The following is a 24,022-nucleotide window of genomic DNA, read 5'->3' on the forward strand; positions in this document are numbered from 1 at the left end:
AGAGAAGCGGCACGGAAGATTTTGTCTACTTGCTCTTGAGAGTAAGTAGAGAACTCTTCTTGCGCTTTCTTAACGCGAGTGACGAGGGCATCTAGTTCTTTAATATTAGTGACTGGCATAGATTACTCCAATAATTTAAGGTTTCATTTCTAAAAATCATGTTACTGGCCCGAACTTAAACATTCAGACCTCGTTAATTCATCGTTTAATTCAGAAAATTAAATAATTAAAATAAGAAAGTTTCTATCTGTTTAATTATTTGACCCATACGGAATTTGCCTTGTTTTCACAGAGGTTATGGGGTGATCAATATTCACGGTTTACAGGAAAACGAATGTACAATTTTACTAAGCTTATGAAGCCTTATCCTTTAAATGTGCTGAAGGGTAGGGTTTTATACATCAAATCCCATGATAACAATGACTTAAGGTTATAAAAGTTCAGGCGCGACTCGTGCTGAGTAGTCTGAGTTGCACACCTGTTTTCCCACTTACTTGTTCAATTCTTTTTCGCTCTAGCTGTTTGGAGAAGATGATGTGCAATATTAGGGCACATCATATTCAGGAATATTATCCTCTATTTTTCCAAAGGTGGATTATTTCTAGGTAATTTGATTTTATTTTGTTAATAAACGCTTGGTCATTAATATTCCCAGACAACCATTCTTTAGATGGTTCACCAAATATAGTTCGGCCAACCATAAAACCTTTAACTAAGTCGTGGCCAGTTGTTTGGTCAAAGCCTTTTTTAAGCTCTTCTACAGGGGCATCCAGACCGAGAATCACCACACCACGACAATATGGGTCTTGTTCGATGATTAAGCTGTTCATCGTATTCCATGAATCGCTTTCAAGCGCTGGTAACTTCCACCAATCTGGTTTGATTCCCAAAGAGTAGAAGCGGCTTACAGCTTCAATGTATAAGCGATCTTCTTTCACTACACCGTCTGGCAGGATGACTTCGAGTAGCAGTTCATGCCCAGACTTAAGACAGGCGTGGTACGCTTCTACTATTTTCTTCTCTTGCAGAGTGCGCATGCTTTCATCGTCTTCCGGGCTGTAGAACACCAGGCATTTCACCACATGCTCTAAAGGCCAGTCGATCAGTTGCGATCCAATGTTGCCGTGTTCGAACTCTAGAGGGCGAGATCCAGGCATTTCGATTGGACGACCGATCCACCAATTGTCACCCGTTACGTCATTAAGCACATCCTGACCGAAGGTGCTATCACAAAGGAGTCCTGACTGACCTTTTAAACCGGCTTCTCTACTTACCTGACGACTCGCTTCGAGAATGAGCTTTTTCAGCGCTGGAATTTTTCCAACATCTGCACCGACTTCTTTCGCCATATCGACCAATTGGCTGCGATGATCGAACGCTAATATACATAATTCGTCCCATGCTCCTGTTTTACGTGTCGTTACTCGGTGCAAGTGGTTAAGCTGAGGATCTAAATCAGGGCGCTTAACATCGTTAGCGCGAGTTAAATAGTTGTCTAACTCGACTTTGGTTGGCATTGCGGGAGCACAGCCATGACGAGATACCACCAGTGCGCCACAAGCGTTGGCATAAGTGCACGCTTTTTCCCATCCTTCACCGTTGAGGTAGCCACGAAGAAGACCAGACATGAATGCGTCACCAGCGCCAAGCACGTTCAACACATCCACACGCACACCGTGTACAGTAATGCCTTCATCCAGAGTTTCTGGGATTGAATCCGTGTAGACAGAACAACCAAGAGCACCGCGTTTACAAACCAATTCTGCGCCAGAAACCTTACGTACGGCTTTGAGTGCTTCAACGGTATCTGTAGAGCCGCCACAAATGTGGAACTCTTCTTCTGTTCCGACAATTACATCGAATAACCCCAAAACGTCTTGCAGTTCTTCGGTCACTTTATCTGATGCGATAAAACGGGTTTCACCGTCACCCAGTGACGTTAGGCCCCACAGCACAGGACGATAATCAATATCAAGCGCGGTTTTAACTCCGTTACGGCGGGCATATTCAAGGGCAGTCAAGACGGCGTCGCGAGTTTTTGGGTTTGACAAGTGCGTACCAGTGATAGCGAGACAGCGCGCTGATGCGATGTACTCTTCTGTAAAATCCTCTTTGCTGATTGCCATGTCAGCGCAGTTTTCACGGTAAAAGATAAGTGGAAAGGTGTCTTCGTCTTTGATGCCTAAAATGACTAGGCCAGTAAGACGTTCTTTATCGGTAACAAGGTGGCTGGTGTCGCAACCCACTTTTTCCAGTTCTTCACGTAAGAAACGTCCCATATGTTCATCGCCAACGCGGGCAAGCATTGAAGATTTAAGGCCTTGAACGGCAGTTCCATAAGCAACGTTACCTGAAGACCCACCGAGATACTTGGCGAAAGTACCCATATCTTCTAAGCGAGAGCCGACTTGTTGGCCGTAAAGGTCAACAGCGATTCGTCCCATACAAATCAGGTCTAATTTCTTTTCAGTTTTCACTTTGAGCCTCTCACGGTATCGCGTTAACAAGCGAACTGCTTTAAATTTGTGGAATTTTTATTTCATTACTAATTGTAAGTAAAATTAAACTCCTGTTGTGTGATGGGTGTTGAATTCACAAATTATATGATGAAATTTTTATTCCATATCGTACAAATAGGTTGGAGTAGAGATTGGTTCACTACTTTCTGCCAGCTAGGGAAGGGGACCAAATGAGCGCTGGAAACCCTCTTACGCAAAAATGGAGCAACTCGTATGAGCTACTCCATTCGATGTAATTTCATTCAGCGTGTTTCTTGGGCTTCGATATCTTAGCACCTAAACAACAGAGAATAGCAATTACTGGCTGATTGTTGCTTTCAAAGCGTCGATAGAGGTTTCAACACCTGCATCCACTGTCATGGTCAGGTCTTCCATCTCTAGTGACACATCACCGTTGTAGCCCATCATATGACATACAGAGAAAAACTCTTTCCACCACTGAAGATCTTGACCACAACCTACTGCAACGTAGTTCCAGGTACGGTCTGCACTGTCTTCAACTGGACGTGGCTCTAGCAGGCCATCAATGTCAGCTAGACCACGTTCGATACGAGCATCTTTGCCGTGCACGTGGTAGATACAGCCTTTTAATGCGCGAGCAGCGGCAATCGGGTCCGCACCAAGAATGATCATGTGAGATGGGTCAAGGTTGATGCCGATCATTGGGTCAACCGCATTACGCAGTTTAAGCAGCGTTGACGCACTCCAAACCATAGTGCCAGGAAACTCTTCGATCGCGATTTGTTCTACGCCGCACTTCTTGCAGTGATCGACATATTCAGACCAAAACTTGATAGTGACTTCCCATTGGTACTCGTAAGCTGGTGCCATGAAATCAGGCCAAGATACTGTCGATGTGATCCAGTTTGGTGTTCTGTCTTCAGGAGAACCAGCAGGCAAACCAGCCATAGCAACAATTTTTTTCACGCCAAGTTTGCCAGCTAATGTTGCACACTCGTACATGCTCTTCGCGTATTGCTCGCCCGTTTCTGATGGCCAAAGCGGGTTACAAGATGTATTCAAAGCAGAAATACGCATACCACGTTTTTCTAGCTCAGCTTGGAACTCCTGAAGTTTGGTTTCATCGCCCAGAAGCTCTTGAGTGTTCACATGCTTACGCGCACCCCAGCCACCAGCTGTCATTTCTACAGCGTCAATACCCATTGACTTTACTTTATCTAACATGTCTGTGAATGAAAGATCTGCGTATACATCAGTACAAATTGCTAGTTGCATAGTATTAACCTCGATATTCTAAATTGTTCACTTTTGATTCAAAAACTGGATAAATCTCTTAGCACCTTTTTGCAACCGGGTGCAAAGTTGGTTAGTTTCGCATTTGTTGACCAAAAAGATTGATCAACGGTGCGATTAATGACACTTTGTATTATTTCGTGATTTTATATAGTCACAGAGTCATGATTATTTTAAAATCAATTTAAATCCTATAAAAATAAACTGTCAATATAATTGTTGAGCCAATGAAAGAAAATAAAGACAAAGTCACAAAAAATATCACTGCTCGTGATGTGGCAAAACTTGCAGGTGTATCAAAATGGACTGTTTCCCGAGCATTTACTCAGGGTTCTTCAATTTCTGAGTCTAGTTTAAATAAAGTGCTAAAAGCCGCTGAAGAACTTGGCTATAAGCCTAACTTACTTGCAAGAAGCCTAGCAAAAAATAAAACAAATATGGTCGCTATACTTATTTCAGAGTTAGGATCTCCGGTTGTATTGACTGTTTTTGATGAACTCACATCAAAACTACAAAATAAAGGGTTAATTCCAATAGTTCTCAATATTCATTCTAAAAAAGACTATAAGAATGCCCTTACGTTAGCAGGTCAGTTGCAAGTCGACGGCATCATATTTCTTGGTACCGACTTACCTCAAGAAATCGTTGAAAAAAACATTGAGCATATTCCTCTCATTTCTCTGTATCGTCATTGTGATACGCCAAACGTTCACTCTGTCAGCACTGATGGCATAACGGCGGGTCAGCAAGTGGCCAATCTTTTCATGCAATTAGGTTATAAAAGAATGGCTTACATGTCTGGCCCGGAACAAAAATCAACAGGGCTGCGACGCTTTCAAGGTTTTAACAGTCGACTTTCTGAGTGTGATATACCACTCGAGCACAGATTTAATATCAAACACTATGCCAGAGACCTCGCATTTAATTGCCTTTCTGACTACATAAAAACAACCGATGTTAATCAGAGAGTTGACGCTATTTTTTGTGAGAATGATATTTTAGCCATAGGTGCTTTGGATGCATTACATCACCACAAAATTGATAACACTATTGCAATTGTAGGATTTGACGATATAGATCTTGCGTCATCCCCTAAATATAGACTCACAACATTCAGGCAGGAGCTCATCCCTTTGGTTAGTAAATCTGTTGAACTACTTAATTCTGATATTAATAGTAATAACAAAATACTTATGCCTGGAACGTTAATTACACGTCAATCACATTTAATAAATCGACAATAATAATGTTTTAATGGTACGGGACAGATAATATTGCCCCGTACCTGGATAATAGTTAGAACTATTATATTATCGAAGTAAGAATTCTCTTTCTAAACGCTCTCTTGCCGCTGGTGCTTGCACGTCCATCTTTTCTGGGAATCCAAAATAAGAAACACAAGCAATTGAATCACCACCAACTGCGAATTTCTTGTTCGCAAAATCCATATCTCTTAGTGTTGAGAACATAGTATCGAAATCTACATCGCCTTCACCCATCGCTAAGTGCTGGTGGATAGCTACATCACTGCGACCTTGATTGTTTAACCAAGGTGGGTTAGCGATATAACGACAATCCAATGTTTGGTTGAAGGTATCCGCAAACAATACATGAGAAAGATCGTCACCTGCATACTCTAACATTGAGCGAACGTCACCTTTGCCTTGATCATAGAAGAAACCGTGAGGCGCAGAGTATACGTACTTTAGATTGTCCGAACGGTAGGATTTAACTAGGTCACACGTTTCATTATTCAGTTCACAGAAATCCCATGGATGCGATTGCACTTCGACACGAATGCCTTCTCTTTCGAATAGAGGTAGTAATTCATCCATAGAGCGGAACCACATTCCGTTACAGATTTCTTGTTGGTTTGGATCGCCCGAAAGTTCTGTGTTGATTACTTCTACACCCATGTTAACAGCGATTTCTACGATTTTTTTCCAGTTTGCTACTGCATGTTTACGTTGTTCTTCAGTTGGGCCTGACCAACGATAAACAACGATAAAAGAAGAAAGTTCAACGCCAGCCTGACGTAGGGCAGTTTTGTATTCTCTTTCACACTCACGAGAAAATAGTGGGTGCTTGTAGAACGGGTTGATACGTGGATGAGGCGATTGCTCGATATACTTGTAACCCCAGTCAGCAACTTTGTGCACCATATCCGGGATACTCATTTGTTTTGCTAGTACATCAACGTCGAATGCGATTTTCATAAAAACCTCCAAATAAAGTGTATATCAATCAACCTATTATTGATTTCACGTGTAATTATTAAGTCGTTATTAGTTAGTCTGGCAATTTGTCTCTCATCGATACATTCCTAAGTATGAGCGACAAATTGCCAGTGGGTTTATTGGACCTATTAAGCAGGTACGTCTACTTTTTTGGTCTGTTGGCCGTTCCAGTTAGTCATAACATGCTCTTCCATTCTCTCTAGTGCTACACCATTGGTTTCTGGTAGGTAGCGATTTACGAAGAAATAAGAAACAATCATGAAGAAAGCAAATACCCACATCGGGAATGCGCCACGGAACATCTCATTGAGAAGCGGGCTGTCATTCATTACCGGGAAGATTAGACCGATCAGGAAGTTAGTTACCCAAAGGCCACCGATAGCAAATGACATACCTAAACCACGGTAGCGGTTAGGGAAGATTTCAGATACGACAATCCATGCACCTAAGCTCCATGAAAACGCAAAGCAAATCATGAATACCATCATGCCAAACAGTGTCCAGTAACCCATTTGGATAGCGGCTTCACCTTGCAAACCTGCAGATTGGTAAATGAAGTAAGACGTCAACAGCAGGCCGAACGTGGCACCCAATGAACCAATTTTTAGCAGTGGTTTGCGACCAACTTTGTCCATGAGCAGAGAACCGATTAAGGTACCCACTAGCTGAATCACACCGACCCAAATAGTCAAGAAGAGCGCGACCTGGCTGTTACCTGTTACTTTTTCAAGTACAACTGGTGCGAAGTACATCATTACGTTTACACCACTTGCCTGTTGGAAGATAACAATCATGGTTGCGATGAAAACGAAAACCCAAAAGCGGCGTTGTTTGTGAACTTGAAGCTTTTCAACTTGCGCTTTGTTTTCTGCTTCTTCGTGGATAGAGTTATGAATCGCGTTAATAACCGTAGGCGCATAAGCAGGGTTGAAGATTTTACCAGTGACTTCAAGCGCTTCTTTTTCGCGTCCTACAAGCACTAACCAACGAGGCGACTCAGGGATGAAGAATGATGCAAGAACAAACAACGCACATGGGATAGCTTCAGAACCAATCATGATACGCCAGCCTACATCAACCAGCCATTCGTGAGTCATACCTTGAGCAATTAAGAAGTTAACAACGAAGATAACCACTTGACCGAATACGATGGCAAAGTTTTGCGAACTTAACGCACGACCACGGATTTTCTTCGGTGAGACTTCTGACATGTACATCGGTGATACGGAAGAGGCAATACCAACCGCTAATCCGCCAATCATGCGATAAACGATAAACCAGAAGAACGTGTCAACAAGGGCTGCACCAATCGCTGAAATAGTAAATAAAATGGCGGATAAAATGAGGGCCTTTTTACGGCCGTATTTATCAGCGACCTTACCGGATAGGAACGCACCGATAATACAACCAATGGCAACGTTTGATACAGCCCAACCGACGCCGATAGAACTTAGTTCAAAGTAGGTGGCAATAGGGGTAATTGCTCCCGAGATTACTGCGGTGTCATAACCTAGTAGCAGGCCACCAAGCGCTGCAACAGCACAGATGACGAGGATATAACGTAAATTATAACTTGTATCTACAGTTTGATTATTAGTGGACATGAATCCTCCTAAATGAATTTTATTTTTCTGTGTAGGGCAACAGAACTGCTTTGTTGCAACCGGGTGCAAATCCCTGCACCCGTATACACTGTAGGTATTACTCGATATAAATTGTTTAGATTTTGAATTTGTAACCTAATGATTTATAAATCATTGATTAATTGTAGAATTCAGGTTTTTCTGGAAGTTCGATTTTCTCGATGCCACCAGAGTATTTTGCTTTCACACAAGCATCGATCGTTACTGATACGCAGTAGCCGTCCCATGACGTTGGGCCTGTTAATTGGCCTGCACGAGCGCCATCAATCCATTCTTGGAATTCAACGTCGAAGGCGTCAAAGAAGCGGTCTTTCCAATCTACAAAAATTTCTTGTTGTAGTGTCGCGTTGGTACGAATCACAGTTGTCGCAGGATCAGGAAGGGCAGCAACACCTTTCTCACCGGTAATCTGACATTGAATATCGTAGCCATACTGACAGAATACGAAGCTCTGAACCGAGATATGAACACCAGATTTAGTACTTAGAATCATGATGTGTGGATCTTGTAACTCTGGCTCAGAAGAGATTTGAGTTTTACGAGGAAGGATAACCTGTGCAGTCGCGTAGTCTTCATCCAATAGCCAGCGCAGAACGTCTGCTTCATGAACGAATGAGTCAGTAATCGCCATGTCACCACTAAACCCTGGTGCTTCTGGTGCATGGTGCCAGGCATTTAGCGTTAATGGCTCACCAATGATCTTTTGATCAAGTACGGATTTGAGCTGGCGGTATGATTTGTCGTAACGACGCATGAAGCCAACCTGAACAAGGCGCTTACCGCAAGCCATTTCAGCATCAATGATACGGCGACAGCCTTCTTCCGTTACTGCTAATGGCTTTTCACACATTACGTATTTACCAGCTTCGATTGCTGCTAGTACGAACTCTTCGTGCGTTGGGCCCCAAGATGCGACAACAATTGCATCGACCATATCGGAATTGATTAGGTCAACACCATTATCAAAAACTTCCGCTTCAATATTTTCTTGAGTCAGCCATGAGCGTACTTGGTCATTGTTCACGTCAAATACTGCGGTCACATGAGCACCCGTGAGATAGTTCACACGTTTGATGTGCTCTTTACCGATAGCACCAACACCAATTACACCTACTTTTAGATCAGTAATGTTTAAAGACATGATATTCATCCTTAATTATGTTTTTGTGCGGATAGTGATTTTTTTGTTTCACCATTCAGACTTTGATTATTGAATTAGTAAGTAACTTACTCATTTACCGATAATCTGGAGGCTAATATAGCATTCGCGTTGCCAAGCAAATGTGAAGTAGAACTTAAAATGGAATATTTATTTTGCTTTTTATTTAAAGTGAATGTTCTATTTCATTAAATCGCTGACTTAAAAGTAGAGCGTATCGCTAGATATAACGGTGTCTGCCGCACCTAAACAGAGTAATGGGGTAAGGGTATTCTCTTCAATAAACCGCTTGTTCAAAATGTGATCTTAAGCTGAAAGGAGAGTAAGAAAATTCTGATTGTGTGGCCTCACAAATAGTCACTCAGTTGCGCAATAAGGCTTGTTTTCTGGACATGACGGGTTTTCACAGTGAATTGATAGCAGCGAGAATATTGCTATTGATTCTAAATACGGCGTATATTGGACGCTATTTATCTATACCTACCCATGGCTGGCCTACATTATACAGGTACGATGGTTCAGACGACGACCAGAAGCTAAGTGTTATCAGTCACCTGGTTGCCTTCAAGTTATCTTTCGATGTGAAAATTTTATTTCATAAAATGTGTTAATAGAGGCTGGGCATCATTTTGTGATCTATGTTCAGTTGTGAAGGGAAAAATCTTAAAGAAGACTCTACATAAGGGTATTAGCCGATCTTTATCATTGTTTTTGAAATCTTCATTTCATATTATGGGTAAAATTGAAATGTAAAGCCCATTTGGGAAGTGCACATTAATACGCATAAGGAACAGTTGAATGTCTAATCTACTATCGAAATATCAAGCGTCTCCATCTGACGGTTGTACTCAAAACATTACCCCAGAAAATGCTGATTGGGGATATGTTGGATTTAAAGCTTATGAGTTAAAAGCAGGTGAAAGCCTTTCTCTGCCAGCTTCAGAAGTAGAGACTTGCCTGGTATTGGTTGCTGGTAAGGCAACTGTGGTGACGGACTCGGCAACATACGAGAATATTGGTGATCGCATGTGTCCATTCGAGCGCAAAAAACCTTATGCAGTTTATGTGACACCAAGTGATAACTGTGAAGTGAAGGCATTGACAGATATTGAGCTGGCAGTATGTACCTCGCCAAGTAAAGGCACTTATCCTACTCGTTTGATTGCACCAGAAAATATCGATGCTGAAGCGAGAGGCGTTGGTAACAACAAACGCTATGTTCACAACATTCTTCCTGATTATGCCGAAGCAGACACATTGCTGGTTGTGGAAGTTTACACTGATGAAGGCTGCACAAGTTCCTTCCCGAGCCACAAACACGACACGGCAAACGAGCCAAATGAGACTTATCTTGAAGAGACGTATTATCACCGACTAAACCCAGAGCAAGGCTTCGTTCTACAACGTGTTTATACCGATGACCGCTCATTAGACGAGTGTATGGCTGCTTATAACAAAGATGTTGTGAAGGCACCGAAAGGGTATCACCCTGTTGCGACGATTGCGGGATACGATAGCTATTACCTCAATGTTATGGCCGGCCCTTCACGTAAGTGGTTATTTACTTGGGAAGAAGACCATAACTGGGTTAATGGCCCAGAGTATGCGGCAAAACATGATTAATCTGCGATAGAGCAGGGCGATTTTGTCTCGGCTCCAACTGAATCACGAAGAATAAATCCGCCCCAGAAGCCATGATTTTCATGGCTTCTTTGCTCTTATCGATAATGAAAATACCCACCAACGATGGCTGAGTGAACACCTGCTCAGTACTCCCTTTTACTTTTAGAAGAAGACTGTTATGGATACGACAACTCGAATCATACCTGCGAGTAAACATATCGCGTTAGTTGCGCATGATAACTGTAAGGCTCAACTCCTGAAGTGGGTTGGTGCAAAACAAGAGCAACTGAAACCTCACACACTTTATGCCACTGGTACTACGGGGCATATGATCCAGAAGAATACCGATTTAACCATTATTAGCATGATTAGCGGTCCAATGGGCGGCGATCAGCAAATTGGAAGTCTCATATCTCAAGGGAGTCTGGATATGCTGATCTTCTTTTGGGACCCGCTAAACTCGGTGCCACATGACCCTGATGTTAAGGCGTTACTTCGTATTGCCAGTGTGTGGAATATTCCTGTTGCCACAAATCAAGCGACGGCGGATTTTTTGTTTGCATCTGAGTGTATTTCGGGAGAGGTGGAAATCGAAATTCCTGATTATGAAAAATATTTGAGTAACCGGACCTAGCCTTTTCCTCAGATTCTGAATAAGAAAATCGGTTATAGGAAATGAATGAAATGGAAACAAAAAAGCAGAGTAAGAATACTCTGCTTTTAGCTATATGAAGGACTCAAGAATTCTATCGATACTGATAGTGAGAGTAGATTTACACCACGCCCATGGACGCGAAAATTAAAACAACACCAGTCGCAACGACAGGAATCGCCAGCGTACAGACAAAAATATCTTTGTACGAATCGCGGTGAGTCATGCCACAGATCCCAAGCAGTGTAATCACCGCGCCATTATGAGGGAGTGAATCTAATCCGCCGCAAGCTATCGCTGCAATACGGTGTAAAGACTCAAGACTAATCCCTAACTCCAGAGCTTTTTGAATATAAACCTGACCAAGCGCATCCAACGCTATACTCAGGCCTCCGGAGGCTGAGCCTGTGATGCCTGCAAGTAAACTGGTCGACATCGCAAAGGATAAAAGTGGGGTTCCTGGTATCGAAAGTATCCCTTCTTTGACTAATTCAAAGGAGGAGAGCGATTTGATCACGTTACCAAAGCCAACGGCGGCGGCGGTATTCATGATCGGCATGATGGAGCTTTCACCGCCTTCGTTAAGAGAAAAGCGTATGTCCTTCATGTATTTCTTAAACAATAAGAGTGCGACGATAATGGCGGTGGTTAGCGCGATGATAAGGCTCCACATGCCATTTACTTTTTGCAGCGTAGTATCGTAGTTGGCAAGGTAACTGGTATCGACACTTGGGAAATAGAAAGTCACGATCAGAAAGTTTAAAACCAGCACGATAACGATCGGGATAAAGGCAATGGTCGCTGAAGGAATGTTGTTATTCTCTTCGCTATCGTCACTTTCCGACTCATCGTGAATGCCGTAACCTTCTCCGTTTGTTCGAGCAATCGCTTCACGGCGTTTAAGCCAAAGCATGCCCAAGCCAAACATGGCACCGGCACCAACTAATCCAAGCGCTGGCGCAGCGTATGCCGTGGTACCGAAAAAAGGCATCGCGATGGTATTTTGGATTTGTGGTGACCCTGGTAAAGCGGTCATGGTAAATGTGAAGGAGCCTAGCGCAATCGTTCCTGGAATCAGACGTTTAGGCACATTGCTGTCTTTAAATATTTGAGCGGCAATAGGGTAGACTGCAAATACCACCACAAACATCGATACACCGCCGTAAGTCAACACCGATACGGCGAGCACCACGGCTAAGATCGCATTATTACTCCCAACCTTATTCACAATGACTTTAGCGATTGACTTTGCAGCGCCAGAGTCATCCATCACTTTGCCAAAAATCGCACCAAGCAAAAAGGCCGGAAAATAGAGTTTTACATAGTTTGCTGCGCTTAACATGAAGACTTCTGTATAACTGGCCATCATGTACGTTCCGGCAGAAAACAGAGCAGCAACTAATGCCAAAATAGGTGCTAACCAAATGACTGACATGCCTCGGTACGCGAGGTACATCAACAAAACTAACGACAGCAATATGCCCAATATTCCAACGTCCACGGTAATCTCCAATATGTAATCAAATGTTATTTCCAAAATATGTATAAATTGAAACATTCATTTTATTTTAAATAAAGTGAAAGATTGAGTTCATGTAGGTAAATCATCCGATATATTGATCAAAGACAGTAAAACACTAGATAAGGCGTATTTGGACTGTTCATTCTTCACATAAAATGAAAAATTCATTTCAATAAGTTTGTTTCGAATGGTACGTTTAAGAGCAAGTATTTCATCTACTCTTAGAATTCACGACCAATGTAATGATTAAGGAAATAGAATGAGCGCAAGAATCGTATTACCAAGGATTATGCATGTAGGCAAAGGGGCATCACTTCAGGCTGCGGATGTAATGGCAAGCGTAGGTGCATCTCGACCGTTAATTGTCACCGATAAGATGATGGTTCAACTAGGTTATGTAGCAAAAGTTCAAGAGGCGCTAATTGCACAGGGCATCGAGGCTTCCGTATTTTCTGATACGATTCCAGAGCCGACAGTAAGCTCAATCGAGGCAGGTGTACAAATGGTGCGTGAAGGAGGATTTGACTCCATTATTGCTATTGGTGGAGGAAGTCCAATCGACAGTGCCAAAGCCATCTCAATTGTTGGTAAATTTGGTGGGCAAGTAAGAGATTACAAATTCCCTCGTGATGTTAGCGAAGCCGGGCTTCCGATCATTGCCATTCCTACCACTGCTGGAACCGGCTCTGAGGTCACGCGCTTCACGGTGATTACAGACGATCTACATGACGAAAAAATGTTGTGCTCTGGCCTTGGATTTATGCCTATCGCTGCGCTGGTGGACTACGAACTAACTATGTCACTTCCTCCACGCGTCACTGCTGACTGTGGCCTGGATGCGCTCACTCATGCTATTGAAGCGTATGTTAGTCAAAAAGCGAACCAATTCTCAGATACTCAAGCTCTGATCGCGATGGAAAAAATTGGTAAGAGTATTCGTCAGGCTTATCACAATCCAAAAGATGAGGCCGCTCGCTCTGATATGATGTTTGGTGCGACGTTGGCTGGAGTGGCATTCTCTAATGCATCAGTGGCATTAGTGCATGGCATGAGCCGACCGATTGGTGCGTTTTTTCATGTTCCTCACGGCTTATCAAACGCAATGTTGCTACCTGCTATCACCGAGTTTTCCATTCCAAGCGCTGAGCAACGTTACGCAGAGTGTGCTCGCGCTATTGGTGTTGCTTCTATGTCTGACACCAATGCAATTGCATGTAAGAAGTTAGTCAATGAACTGCGTGCACTAAATACAGAGCTATCCGTTCCTACGCCGTCTCAATATGGTATTGATAAAGAGCGTTTCTTTGAGCTTCTATCGACCATGGCGCAACAAGCACTGGATTCTGGGTCACCAGGTAATAACCCTCGCGTTCCTTCTTTAGAAGAAACCATCGAGCTTTACAAAACGGTTTGGAATGAAGGCGAATAGAATAGTCCGAAGTCGACAATCGATTGCCGACTAAGCCACACGATTTCAAATCATGTAGCGCGCTCTTCCAAATTGCTTTCCAGCAGCTGAAGAGCGCGTCTATCACCCTAAGCCTGCTTACTCTTGCCTAACTTACACTCACTGCTTTGCCACTCAGTATTACTTCTCTTTACTCGTTGAGAGACGGTTCTTTCCTGCAATTTTGCCCACTTATAAACAAACTTTTCGTTTCAAGTTCGCTCAATTACGTAATGTATTTTTCTTACAAGAAGGCATTCCGACTTAATTTTTTGCTGCGCGCTTACACGGCCTGGCATTCTTTAGCTGAAAAAGTGCTTTGTTTTCGTTGTCCTGAACGCCATGAAACATAGCTTCGGCAGGCTTTAAATTGAATTGTCCAATAAATTCAATTGATTATGTTCTGGTGTGGAAATGTTTATTTTATTTGTGTGTAAATTTAAAATATCTATTGCATTTTGTGTGAGCTGGATCTATATTTACTCCCGTTGATGTAGGAAACTTACAAACATTTGGAGAATAAATTATGTACGCAGCTATCGCATATAACACTTACCACATGGTTAAAGACGCTCGCGAGAATCAAGTCGCTTCAGAAGTCGAAGCCGTGAAGAAAGAGAAAAAGCGTTTTTCATTTAAAGCACTTTTCAACAAAGCAGTACTAGAACCACAAACAACTCAAACTGTATAAGGAATAACGATATGTACGGAGCAATCGCATACAACACTTACTACATGGTTAAAGACGCGCGCGAGAATCAAACTGTCTCAGAAGCCGAAGCGGTAAAGACAGAGAGAAAGCGTTTTTCATTTATGGCTTTTTTCAAAAAAGCGGTACCTGAACCACAAGCAACCCAAATTTTATGAGGAGAATGATATGTACGGAGCAGTCGCTTACAACGCGTACTACATGGTAAAAGACGCGGAAGAAAACCCAGAAACCAATAGCATTAAGATGAAAGCGGACCAAAAGCCTTTAGCGTTTCTTTTTAATGAATTTGTACAAAACAACATGCCGATGTTGACTAAGAGTAACGGTAGTGAGTTGTATTTTCTGCTACTTCTGGTGACATCATTTACAGTGTTACATGGATAAAAGTTAATAAAAACAGCTGATTAAATGATTTTTTAATTTAGAGGTATATAAAGAGCTTACCTCGTATGCTGTCAGTAGTTTAATAGATAAATAGGCAGTAATACTTCGCGGGAATAGTGGAAAGTTGAGTAGTCTACCCGACTAGGGTGTTAAGGCGAGTCTCAAAGCTGGTGGCACTATGACCAAAGGACAGCACAACAGTCAGTGAACTAAAACGCCAATGTTAGTGTTGATGATGAACTTAAATTACCACCAGATAGAAGCAGCAGGGCAGAATAGTGGCACAGTCCACTATGAAATACTGGATGTACTTCGAGAAGAATCATAACGTATCTCACCCAAAAACATGACTCGCCAGAGTCTGTTCATTTCCAATTTAATCAAGGACGTTCCTGCTGTCAGTCATTGTAGCGAACACCAACCACTCACATTGAATTAAACGCTCTGACTTCAGTGTACAGATTCGACGAGTACAGCGTTTCAGTCGTTTGCGAACCCACACCTAAAAAGTGTCCTTATTTCAAAATACTTTCCGTGGTCCTTAAATATTACCCTTCACTCCCTTAGAGAAACCAACCTAGTTGTAAAGGACTTACTCTGTTTCTATCTGACGTATGTTTCTTTTTGTGATCTGGCGTTTCAAAAGTGTAAATTAAATTTTTCATATATATTGAAAATGAAAAATTAATTTCATAGAATGGTTTCGTTCGATAAGGAAAAGCAAACCTGACATCAATAAACGAAGCTCAATTTGACGTTAGAAACCGCTTTTTAAAACAGAAATAGCCATAAGTACAACGCGAAACAAGTCGCTCAGTCAGTCTAAAATAGGAGTTGGTCATGGAGACTATTCATAACTATATCGGTGGAAGCATTCAGGAAAGCCAAAGCGGCAAATTTGCTCCAGTTTTTAATCCAGCTACTGGTGAACAAATTTGCCAAGTCGTTCTTAGCTCAAAGAGTGAAACGGAACTGGCAATTGAATCTGCTGCTAAGGCATTTCCTGCATGGTCGAAAATGTCGCCATTAAAACGTGCTCGAATCCTATTTAAGTTCAAAGAGTTAATGGAAGCTAATATGGACAAGCTTGCCAAAACGATTTCTACTGAGCACGGAAAGGTTTACTCAGATGCAATGGGCGAGCTAACTCGAGGCCTGGAAGTGGTTGAGTTTGCTTGCGGCATTCCTCATCTTCAAAAAGGTGAGCATTCAGCTAACGTGGGTACTGGTGTTGATAGCCATTCACTGATGCAACCACTAGGCGTTTGTGCGGGCATTACTCCTTTTAACTTTCCTGCGATGGTTTCAATGTGGATGTTCCCTATTGCACTTGCGACTGGTAACACATTCGTTCTAAAACCGTCAGAAAAGGATCCAACAACTTCTTTGATTCTGGCTGAGCTACTTTCTGAAGCAGGTCTTCCTGACGGCGTGTTTAATGTAGTGAATGGCGATAAAGAGTCTGTAGATGTACTACTAACGGATCCACGTGTTCAAGCGGTTAGCTTTGTTGGCTCAACACCAATTGCTGAGTACATTTACTCAACGGCATCAGCACATGGTAAACGTTGTCAGGCTTTGGGCGGCGCTAAAAACCACTGTATCTTAATGCCAGATGCAGATTTGGATATGGCAACGAACGCGATTATCGGTGCAGCATTTGGTGCGGCTGGCGAGCGTTGTATGGCTCTTTCTGTGGCAGTAGTCGTTGGTGACGAAACAGCGGATCACCTTATCGATAAACTGCGTACCGGCGTTGATAAAATGACCATTGGCCCTGGCATTGTCGAAGGTAAAGAGAATGATATGGGGCCGGTGATTTCTCAAATTCACAAAGAGAAAATCATTGGTTACATCGACTCAGGTGTAGAGCAGGGGGCTGATCTGCTTATCGATGGTCGCTCTTTGAGTGTTGATGGTTTTGAAAATGGATACTTTGTGGGTCCAACATTGTTCGACAATGTGTCACCAGAGATGACTATCTATAAAGAAGAGATCTTTGGCCCTGTGCTTGCGATTGTTCGTGTTCCGGACTTTGAAACGGCTATCCAACTGGTTAACCGTCATGAATATGGCAATGGTACGGCTATCTTCACTCGTGATGGTGAAACGGCTCGTCAGTTTAGTGAAAATGTCCAAGCTGGCATGGTAGGTATCAATATCCCAATCCCAGTACCAATGGCATTCCACAGCTTTGGTGGTTGGAAACGTTCTGTTTTTGGTCCATTAAATGTGCACGGTAATGACGGTGTTCGTTTCTACACAAGAATGAAAACAGTATCTAGCCGCTGGCCTGCAAGTGATGTTCGCCTAGAGCAACACTCAAGCTCATTTAATATGCCAACATTAGGCTAATCAAACCTTTTATCCGTTTTGGTAGGGCATGGTAGGGGCCCGGATGGGTTAGCGCGTGGCAGAGCGCGCTACCTTTTTTTCTTTTTGCTGGCGAATAGCCAGCTTTTTTATGCCATTAAGATATTTCCAGGGTTTATAGATTCACTATAAAGGCTGGTTAATCTGCCGTTGCCCTAATCCAAACCCAAATCCAAACCTATGCCTGTTGTTGAACTAAGCCATTTTGTATCTCATCCCGCTATGACCGCATACTCTATTGTCCAACCTTGGAATGAGCAAGGTATCGACGCAGCTTGATTTTATTTGCTTATATGGCCGCTTGGGCTTCCCAATACATGATAAGTTCTGCTATTAATGTTAAAAGTAACAATACTTTGACATAGGATGGGTTCACACTGTGTGTCAGTTGTCTATTCTATCCGATGTGCCAGATTCAATTGATTATAATAACGTGATTTGCGGATATTTTGCTGCTGCAAATCCTTTCTTAATGTGGGGTTAAGCTTTGGCTGGGGATATGAAAGTGGCAAGAATTGTTATTGTAATCACCTTGCTGATGCATGGTGTGTTTTTCATTGCGCTAAAGAATGTATGGCTCCAAGGTAGCGATCGTCACATCATAATGTTCACTGCAGTATGGTTTTGTGGTTCAGTGATATCTTTAATCAGGCTGCGTAAGGCGATTAAAGTTCAGAGTCTTACTTCACTTTTTGATAAAATCGGAAGTGCTGTTTTGTGCGTAATTACGCTTATTCCACTCGGTGTGGGAGCTTATTTATTCTCCTCGCTATGAATAGCGTCGATTTGAGGTGGTTTCTGGCAGCGTTCATTTTTAGATACATCAGAGGCATTTTCTCAAGAGTAGATAATGGAACTTCAGCAGATAAATAAAAAACAACTTCATCAATTGATCGCGGATACATCGGGTATAGACATTGAGTTTTGTAACGGTTCTATCCCACCAAAGCATGTTCTCACTCGTTCAATTCAACACGCTCAAAACGCGATGGCTGATATATGGTCATTACCTTACATGATGTTATCCCAAGATCATGTCGTTGGTTTTTGCGGCTTTAAAGATGCCCCTAAAGCTGGTGAGGTGGAAATTGGGTACAATGTTGCGCCTCAACAACAAGGTCGTGGGTTGGCAAAGTCTGCCGTTAACCAACTTTGCAATTTAGCGTTCGGCTCTGGTGCCGTTGAAAACGTAGTTGCTTTGATTTCGTCAACGAATCTGGCTTCACGGAATGTTGTCAATGCTAATAATTTCGTGTTTACAGGCATGGTGGTTGATGATGATAACGAAGAGCTCGAAAAATGGGTGCTAAACAAATCGCTTTGGATATAACACGCGTGTGAAAGTGGCGCCCAAGGCATGGGTTTAACATAGCATTCCTATCTACGGTTTAATGGGTTAGGTGGTATGCTACTTCACCACTATCAAAAATAGATGAGCCAACTAAACCTATTGTTATGACACCGATAGAAAGCCAACCAATCGGCTTTTTCGCATATAGCATTGATAATATCGATGCCGTGGCCATAGCCAGAGTGGCAGTCGGGGTCGATGTCATTCGAAACCACCAGTCGATCGTACTTTAATTCTATTGCCACACTATTGGCGCTATAACTAAAGGCATTTCTTAACACATTTTGTATCACGACATGGGCCAGTATTTTATTCACCGATTTTGAATTGAGACTGTATTGAACCGACAGTATGTCAGCCTTGTCTGTTCTTAACTGTTGTAAGCAGTAGTCCAGACTTTCTTGTAACGACAACAATTCTACCTGCTCGGTTTTGGACTCTCGGCTAATAGAAAGAAAAGTGTGAATTAAGGCCTGCATATCTTTATTTGCACTTTCAATTCTACTCAACGCTGGCTGCGCTTTAGCAAGATCCGGTGAGTAGGCGATGACTTCCAATGCCCCCTGTATAATAGTGACTGGCGTTCTGAGCTCATGGCTGGCAAACCGGGTAAAGTTGTGCTCTCGCTCGACAAATGCTCGTATTCGCTGAAATGCGTTAGTAAAACTCCGACTCAACTGACCTAGCTCATCTTGCCTGTCCAATACGGCAGGAGGTGAATCAGGGCTGGCACATTCAATATTTTTCTGCAGAGTGGTGATGGGCTTAACAATAATCCGGGTGATGTAAAGACTGGCAATGAGTCCTATGCCCATTAACGCCATTACACCGATAACAACATAGTATTTGAGCCTATTCTGATAAAGGCTTCTCTCTAGATCTTTCTCAGGGAAATAGAGCAGATAAAGCAAGCCATCGGAAAATGGAGAACTGACTACTTGCACGTGCACTTTCGGGTGTTCAATTTCGAATACCCCTTGTTCTGTTAAGCCTGACAAATAAAGTGGTAAGCCTTTATCCGACCCCACAAAGCTGGAAAACATCGGAGAATTGACTTTGACCAGGCGACCTTTTTTGATGGAATCATCTAGTAAGAAGCGCATTTGCTGATTCAACTTTTGATTGACCAGGCTGTCTGTGTGCAGTTGCGCGTTAATCCAAGCCATTAGTAAAAGGCTAAGGGCTAATAATAAGACCAGCCCCATAATCAAAGCGAAAACTCGGTTATAAAGCCGATTTTGAAAATATTGACTAGTTAATCTCATTGAGGCGATAACCCTTTCCTCGTACGGTTTCCAGTAATCCTTCAGGCAGTACCTTTCTCAGCCGATAAATATGTGTTCTCAGAACACTACTATCGATGGTCTCTCCATGCCAAAGTTCGTATTCAAGATCTTGTTTATGTACGATACGGGGAGCGGACAGCAGTAAGGTTTTTAATAGCTTGAACAACAGTGGGTCCAGCTTTAATCGGTTGTTTTGAAAGAAAGCTTGTTCTGTTTCGGTGGAAAGGGTCAAACCGGAAAAAGTGATCTCATGACTTCTGCCGCCTTTGGCTCTTAATGTGAGCGCCTCGAGCCTTGCTAGTAACTCCTGCATAGCAAATGGTTTGACTAAGTAATCATCGCCACCTGCAGCGAAACCAGCCAGTTTATCTTCCAACGTATCGCAAGCGGTGAGAAACAAAATAGGCAGGTGTTCACGACCTTGCTCCCGTATTTTCCTGCACGTAGACAGCCCATCTAAGCCAGGCATCATAATATCCAAGATCATCACGTCGAATTGGTTCTCGGATAATAACTCGAGAGCTGCTTGTCCTGTGTAAGAAAAATCTACCGAGTGACCCATTATTTCAAGGTATTCACCAATATTCGCCGCGATTTGAATACTGTCTTCGACGATCAATACACGCATCCATCTCCTCCGAAAATCAAATGATGTGCATGGAAAAAGGCTACCTGAGGGGTTAACCATCAGATAGCCACAGTTAGCCAACTATAGGTTAGTTAACGACAATCTCCCGACCAGCACGACCTGTGCTGGCTATCGAACGTATCTTCACGCCAGCTTTCACTGTTGGCTTGTTTGAATGATCGTAGTTTTGCCAGTTTGTGCCATTGACCGAGTATTGAACGGTAACACCAGGGAATGCACTATTAATGGACAGCTTTCCGCTTTTGTCGATTTTCGCTCCGGGAACTGGAAGGCGGTAGGCCACACCTGCGGCATCCAACTTCGCAAACTCTTTATAACCCAGAGTATTGGCAAATTCGGTCCAGTCGTTATCACGGTTTACTATTCGTTTACCCATATGGTCAGTGCCTTTATATCCTGAGGTATTGGTTCGATACGCTTTTTCAGCATCGTACTCTAGTTCCCAGTCCGCTTTTGACCATGCTCGCTCTGCAATGCCTAAAATGCGAGGGAAAACACGGTGATCCAACTGTTCATCAGTACGAACCATTTCTGTCCATACGTGGCCTTGCATACCTTTAAAGCGCTTACCATCCTGAAGGGCTACTGTGCTGGCAGGGATTTCGAATGGGTTATTGTCTCTGTCCGTCATGGTCTCAGCATTGGCTGGTAAGTTCTCCGGCATAAAATTAAAGACTTTTTGCGTATCGGTATAACGTCCTGCCCAATAGTTCCCCGGTTCTCTTGGATCGGCTTCGTATGGGTGGTCAAAGTAGGTGACCTCAGGCAATGACAAAATAACGTTATAACCTGCATTGGCTAGGGAGTGGGCTTCATTCGCACCACCCCAGAATAGGGCTGACCAGGTATAGGCTGAAGCGTCACCAGCAAGCTTGGTTGGGTCCATATAACTGCCATGTTTTAATCCGTCATTCCATGCGGCGAGGTTTAGTTGTCTGGCTTCCAGGATATGGCTGATTCGTTCAATGAAATATCCACCAAGGTCGGCCACGTTATCGATATTATTGGTCGGATCGACAAACAGTGCTCGACACACCGGGGAATCAACCCAAGCTCCGTGGGTTTCATCAGCGCCGATATGATAGTCCACCAGAGGTTGCCCCGCGTTTTTATGTTGTTTAGCAATCTCTGAAATGACTTTGTCCATGAAGACAAAGCTCGATTCCATACAAGGGTTAATCGTGTTGTCAGTGTAGTTTTGAACCGAGAAATACTCCGAGCCGTCATGCCTGTCAGTAAGTAGGTACATTTCAGCCGCAGCCATATCTCCAAGTTCCGCATATTTGTGATAGCGCGCTTCCATTGATTTTACGGCTGCTCGCGCATGGCCGGGCATATCCATAGACGGGATAACCTGAATATTACGTGCTGAAGCGAAGGCTAAGATCTCCGCATAATCGTCAACACTGTAGTAGCCAGAGCCAGATGTGGTGTCATCCGGACCTGAGCCAACTTGTGGTAACAGGCACTGACGTTCGCTCAAATCATGACAACGTTGTGCGCCAACCTCGGTGAGCTCTGGCAAGCCGGGAATCTCCAAACGCCAACCTTCATCGTCTGCGAGATGGAAGTGAAACTTATTCATTTTGTATGCGGCCATTTGATCGAGTACTTTCTTGATCTCAGCCTTTGATTTGAAATTGCGAGCTACGTCCAAATGCATACCTCGATGTTCAAATCGTGGTGCATCGTAATCAATAGTGACTTCAGGAATAGTCTGGCTGCCGACTGTGACGAGCGCCGCTAATGACTGTACACCATAAAATGCACCTGCTGGGTCAGCCCCAACGACCCGGACTTCTTTTGGTGTCACCTTCAGGGTATAAGCTTCCTGCTTAGTCTTTCCTTTAAATGCCTTGTGTTTAGGGTCGACAGAAATTACAACGGGGATCCCTTTATTCGGTGTGACGCCAAGCTGGTTGAAGCGGTGTTCGAGCGCGTCTAGCTGGTCTGCCGTCAGGCTATCTTCTTCTATTTTCAAATTTAGCCCGGAGCTGATGTTAACACTGCTGTTATGCACCTTTATATCGATAGGGGAAGGGATGATTTTGGCAGAGACAGATGATAAGCCGAGATCTTTTACTGCAAGGTTTCTTTCATATCGTGTTCCAGCGGTTGCCATGATGCTGCTGTCTTCTGGGTAACGTTGCCACATATTGGCGTCTTCCGGTGCGGTACTGATCAAATCCAGGTAACCGGACAAGTCGGCTAGGCCATCTCCTTCCTGCGGAATAGTATTTGGAATAACTCGAGCTTCGGCTCCTTGTGCTGCCACGTAGTAGCGAGGCATGTAGTCAGAATCGACGATTTTCCAGTGCTCGGCGTCAAACTGAATTGCTACGGAATCACCTGGTTTCAAGCCTTTAAATTTGCTGGTTGGGACGATTCGATGAAGATCGCCATTCACGTGTGTAATTTCGAATAAATCTGATTTTGTATCCAAAATACGGCGAAGGTTGGAGAAGTAGATTTCCCAGTCTCCAACAATCTCTTTTTTGCCTTTATTTGTCAGGGTGATCTCAGCGCGATAGCAATATCCTCCGGGACATTTCGCCTTGGTATCAGCTGGCTGATGCTCAATTGATGCGATGTGAACTTCAAGCGAAGAGGCGACAGTATCGACTACCGATTGTATTACTTCTGTCTTTTGTTGATTTTGTTCTGAAGAATAAGCATTACCTGCCAAAAGAGACAGTGAAATTGCAGTCGCAACGGCACTAATATTTACATTCATGTGGAATACCTTAAACGTCGTATAACCTTATTATTTAAAAACCACCAAATCGGAGTCACTATTCGCGCGTTCAAAAACCATCCGCTTGCTCTATACCATTCTTTAGATATTGATAAACAATATGCTTGTATGGTCATATAAAAAGTAAGGGCAAACAAGAGCATAGTTTCTTAGCGACCCATAACCTGATCGCATCCTTTTAAATTCCATCGCCTGATACAACAAATGTTCAGTCGATGTTATCAGCACATACGTGCTCACCGGAATATAAGACTAAGGTGATCAAGGTGGTGGGAATGTCAAAAAGTCCGTCCTTTATGGATGATTTATCACAGGCAGTGGGGAATGCGACGGACTTCAAATGTTTCCAATTACTAAGTGATTAAGTAATTAAAAATAAACATTTGGTTTTATGATTTAAATCATCTGTTGTTGTTTGGAGCTATCACTTTTTTAATCCGGTCGAATATTTGGAAT

The 24,022-nt window shown here is 43.0% G+C and carries 18 protein-coding genes; 9 read left to right on the forward strand and 9 right to left on the reverse strand.

What is annotated here, in order from left to right:
• Window positions 1-569: 569 nt before the first annotated feature.
• Together V1U08_RS06510 and V1U08_RS06515 are read right to left on the reverse strand one after the other, a co-directional pair.
• On the reverse strand, window positions 570-2,477 hold the full coding sequence (locus V1U08_RS06510) for a bifunctional 5-dehydro-2-deoxygluconokinase/5-dehydro-2-deoxyphosphogluconate aldolase (RefSeq protein ID WP_330470239.1): 1,908 nt from the start codon (window positions 2,475-2,477) through the stop codon (window positions 570-572).
• A gap of 339 nt (window positions 2,478-2,816) precedes the next feature.
• Window positions 2,817-3,755 carry a sugar phosphate isomerase/epimerase family protein gene (locus tag V1U08_RS06515; RefSeq protein WP_118118740.1) on the reverse strand — a complete coding sequence of 313 codons (939 nt, stop codon included), beginning with the start codon at window positions 3,753-3,755 and terminating at the stop codon, window positions 2,817-2,819.
• A gap of 245 nt (window positions 3,756-4,000) precedes the next feature.
• Here V1U08_RS06515 and V1U08_RS06520 point away from each other — a divergent pair, with 245 nt between their 5' ends.
• A complete protein-coding gene (locus V1U08_RS06520) occupies window positions 4,001-5,017 on the forward strand; it encodes a LacI family DNA-binding transcriptional regulator (RefSeq protein ID WP_330470240.1) in 1,017 nt (338 codons plus the stop codon).
• A 66-nt stretch (window positions 5,018-5,083) separates the two neighbouring features.
• On the opposite strand, the gene V1U08_RS06525 is transcribed toward V1U08_RS06520, so the two are convergent.
• The 3 genes from V1U08_RS06525 to V1U08_RS06535 form a co-directional block, all read right to left on the reverse strand.
• Complete coding sequence (locus V1U08_RS06525; RefSeq protein ID WP_020336446.1) at window positions 5,084-5,989, reverse strand: sugar phosphate isomerase/epimerase family protein; 906 nt, start codon at window positions 5,987-5,989, stop codon at window positions 5,084-5,086.
• A gap of 149 nt (window positions 5,990-6,138) precedes the next feature.
• Complete coding sequence (locus V1U08_RS06530) at window positions 6,139-7,614, reverse strand: sugar porter family MFS transporter (RefSeq protein ID WP_020336445.1); 1,476 nt, start codon at window positions 7,612-7,614, stop codon at window positions 6,139-6,141.
• A 157-nt stretch (window positions 7,615-7,771) separates the two neighbouring features.
• On the reverse strand, window positions 7,772-8,794 hold the full coding sequence (locus V1U08_RS06535) for a Gfo/Idh/MocA family protein (RefSeq protein WP_014232084.1): 1,023 nt from the start codon (window positions 8,792-8,794) through the stop codon (window positions 7,772-7,774).
• An 816-nt stretch (window positions 8,795-9,610) separates the two neighbouring features.
• Here V1U08_RS06535 and iolB point away from each other — a divergent pair.
• Both iolB and V1U08_RS06545 read left to right on the forward strand, forming a co-directional pair.
• The gene (gene iolB, locus V1U08_RS06540) at window positions 9,611-10,435 is read left to right on the forward strand and encodes a 5-deoxy-glucuronate isomerase (protein WP_014232083.1); all 825 of its coding nucleotides are present in this window, start codon (window positions 9,611-9,613) and stop codon (window positions 10,433-10,435) included.
• Between the two features lie 178 nt (window positions 10,436-10,613).
• Complete coding sequence (locus tag V1U08_RS06545) at window positions 10,614-11,069, forward strand: methylglyoxal synthase (protein WP_014232082.1); 456 nt, start codon at window positions 10,614-10,616, stop codon at window positions 11,067-11,069.
• A 139-nt stretch (window positions 11,070-11,208) separates the two neighbouring features.
• Here the strand turns inward: V1U08_RS06545 and V1U08_RS06550 are convergent, their stop codons facing one another.
• On the reverse strand, window positions 11,209-12,588 hold the full coding sequence (locus V1U08_RS06550) for a GntP family permease (protein WP_024373073.1): 1,380 nt from the start codon (window positions 12,586-12,588) through the stop codon (window positions 11,209-11,211).
• Between the two features lie 280 nt (window positions 12,589-12,868).
• Between V1U08_RS06550 and V1U08_RS06555 the strand changes: the two genes are divergently transcribed.
• The 6 genes from V1U08_RS06555 to V1U08_RS06580 all read left to right on the forward strand — a co-directional run bounded on the left by V1U08_RS06555 (window position 12,869) and on the right by V1U08_RS06580 (window position 18,855).
• Window positions 12,869-14,038: an iron-containing alcohol dehydrogenase gene (locus tag V1U08_RS06555; protein ID WP_014232080.1), complete on the forward strand. Its 1,170-nt coding sequence runs from the start codon at window positions 12,869-12,871 to the stop codon at window positions 14,036-14,038.
• Between the two features lie 544 nt (window positions 14,039-14,582).
• Window positions 14,583-14,747 (forward strand): hypothetical protein, encoded by a 165-nt coding sequence (locus V1U08_RS06560; RefSeq protein WP_162889686.1) that lies wholly within the window; start codon window positions 14,583-14,585, stop codon window positions 14,745-14,747.
• Window positions 14,748-14,758: 11 nt separating this feature from the next.
• Window positions 14,759-14,923 carry a hypothetical protein gene (locus V1U08_RS06565; protein WP_196769638.1) on the forward strand — a complete coding sequence of 55 codons (165 nt, stop codon included), beginning with the start codon at window positions 14,759-14,761 and terminating at the stop codon, window positions 14,921-14,923.
• A gap of 10 nt (window positions 14,924-14,933) precedes the next feature.
• Window positions 14,934-15,152 carry a hypothetical protein gene (locus V1U08_RS06570; RefSeq protein WP_065296962.1) on the forward strand — a complete coding sequence of 73 codons (219 nt, stop codon included), beginning with the start codon at window positions 14,934-14,936 and terminating at the stop codon, window positions 15,150-15,152.
• Between the two features lie 840 nt (window positions 15,153-15,992).
• On the forward strand, window positions 15,993-17,507 hold the full coding sequence (locus V1U08_RS06575; protein ID WP_330470241.1) for a CoA-acylating methylmalonate-semialdehyde dehydrogenase: 1,515 nt from the start codon (window positions 15,993-15,995) through the stop codon (window positions 17,505-17,507).
• Window positions 17,508-18,375: 868 nt separating this feature from the next.
• Complete coding sequence (locus V1U08_RS06580) at window positions 18,376-18,855, forward strand: GNAT family N-acetyltransferase (RefSeq protein ID WP_330470242.1); 480 nt, start codon at window positions 18,376-18,378, stop codon at window positions 18,853-18,855.
• A gap of 92 nt (window positions 18,856-18,947) precedes the next feature.
• Here the strand turns inward: V1U08_RS06580 and V1U08_RS06585 are convergent, their stop codons facing one another.
• The 3 genes from V1U08_RS06585 to V1U08_RS06595 all read right to left on the reverse strand — a co-directional run bounded on the left by V1U08_RS06585 (window position 18,948) and on the right by V1U08_RS06595 (window position 23,545).
• On the reverse strand, window positions 18,948-20,141 hold the full coding sequence (locus V1U08_RS06585) for a HAMP domain-containing sensor histidine kinase (protein ID WP_330470243.1): 1,194 nt from the start codon (window positions 20,139-20,141) through the stop codon (window positions 18,948-18,950).
• A complete protein-coding gene (locus V1U08_RS06590) occupies window positions 20,128-20,790 on the reverse strand; it encodes a response regulator transcription factor (protein ID WP_330470244.1) in 663 nt (220 codons plus the stop codon). The genes V1U08_RS06585 and V1U08_RS06590 overlap by 14 nt, the downstream gene beginning before the upstream one ends.
• 88 nt (window positions 20,791-20,878) lie before the next feature.
• Entirely contained in the window at window positions 20,879-23,545 is a 2,667-nt protein-coding gene (locus V1U08_RS06595) for a beta-N-acetylhexosaminidase (protein WP_330470245.1), read from the reverse strand.
• Window positions 23,546-24,022 lie beyond the last annotated feature (477 nt).

The sequence above is a fragment of the Vibrio sp. YYF0003 genome, from assembly GCF_036350715.1.
GTDB lineage: Bacteria > Pseudomonadota > Gammaproteobacteria > Enterobacterales > Vibrionaceae > Vibrio > Vibrio natriegens.

What these genes read in the sequence shown, in the direction of transcription:
- V1U08_RS06515 (WP_118118740.1), bottom strand. Translation starts at nt 3,755, where the DNA reads ATGCAACTAGCAATTTGTACTGATGTATACGCAGATCTTTCATTCACA.
- V1U08_RS06520 (WP_330470240.1), top strand. Translation starts at nt 4,001, where the DNA reads ATGAAAGAAAATAAAGACAAAGTCACAAAAAATATCACTGCTCGTGAT.
- V1U08_RS06525 (WP_020336446.1), bottom strand. Translation starts at nt 5,989, where the DNA reads ATGAAAATCGCATTCGACGTTGATGTACTAGCAAAACAAATGAGTATC.
- V1U08_RS06530 (WP_020336445.1), bottom strand. Translation starts at nt 7,614, where the DNA reads ATGTCCACTAATAATCAAACTGTAGATACAAGTTATAATTTACGTTAT.
- V1U08_RS06535 (WP_014232084.1), bottom strand. Translation starts at nt 8,794, where the DNA reads ATGTCTTTAAACATTACTGATCTAAAAGTAGGTGTAATTGGTGTTGGT.
- iolB (WP_014232083.1), top strand. Translation starts at nt 9,611, where the DNA reads ATGTCTAATCTACTATCGAAATATCAAGCGTCTCCATCTGACGGTTGT.
- V1U08_RS06545 (WP_014232082.1), top strand. Translation starts at nt 10,614, where the DNA reads ATGGATACGACAACTCGAATCATACCTGCGAGTAAACATATCGCGTTA.
- V1U08_RS06555 (WP_014232080.1), top strand. Translation starts at nt 12,869, where the DNA reads ATGAGCGCAAGAATCGTATTACCAAGGATTATGCATGTAGGCAAAGGG.
- V1U08_RS06560 (WP_162889686.1), top strand. Translation starts at nt 14,583, where the DNA reads ATGTACGCAGCTATCGCATATAACACTTACCACATGGTTAAAGACGCT.
- V1U08_RS06565 (WP_196769638.1), top strand. Translation starts at nt 14,759, where the DNA reads ATGTACGGAGCAATCGCATACAACACTTACTACATGGTTAAAGACGCG.
- V1U08_RS06570 (WP_065296962.1), top strand. Translation starts at nt 14,934, where the DNA reads ATGTACGGAGCAGTCGCTTACAACGCGTACTACATGGTAAAAGACGCG.
- V1U08_RS06575 (WP_330470241.1), top strand. Translation starts at nt 15,993, where the DNA reads ATGGAGACTATTCATAACTATATCGGTGGAAGCATTCAGGAAAGCCAA.
- V1U08_RS06580 (WP_330470242.1), top strand. Translation starts at nt 18,376, where the DNA reads ATGGAACTTCAGCAGATAAATAAAAAACAACTTCATCAATTGATCGCG.
- V1U08_RS06585 (WP_330470243.1), bottom strand. Translation starts at nt 20,141, where the DNA reads ATGAGATTAACTAGTCAATATTTTCAAAATCGGCTTTATAACCGAGTT.
- V1U08_RS06590 (WP_330470244.1), bottom strand. Translation starts at nt 20,790, where the DNA reads ATGCGTGTATTGATCGTCGAAGACAGTATTCAAATCGCGGCGAATATT.
- V1U08_RS06595 (WP_330470245.1), bottom strand. Translation starts at nt 23,545, where the DNA reads ATGAATGTAAATATTAGTGCCGTTGCGACTGCAATTTCACTGTCTCTT.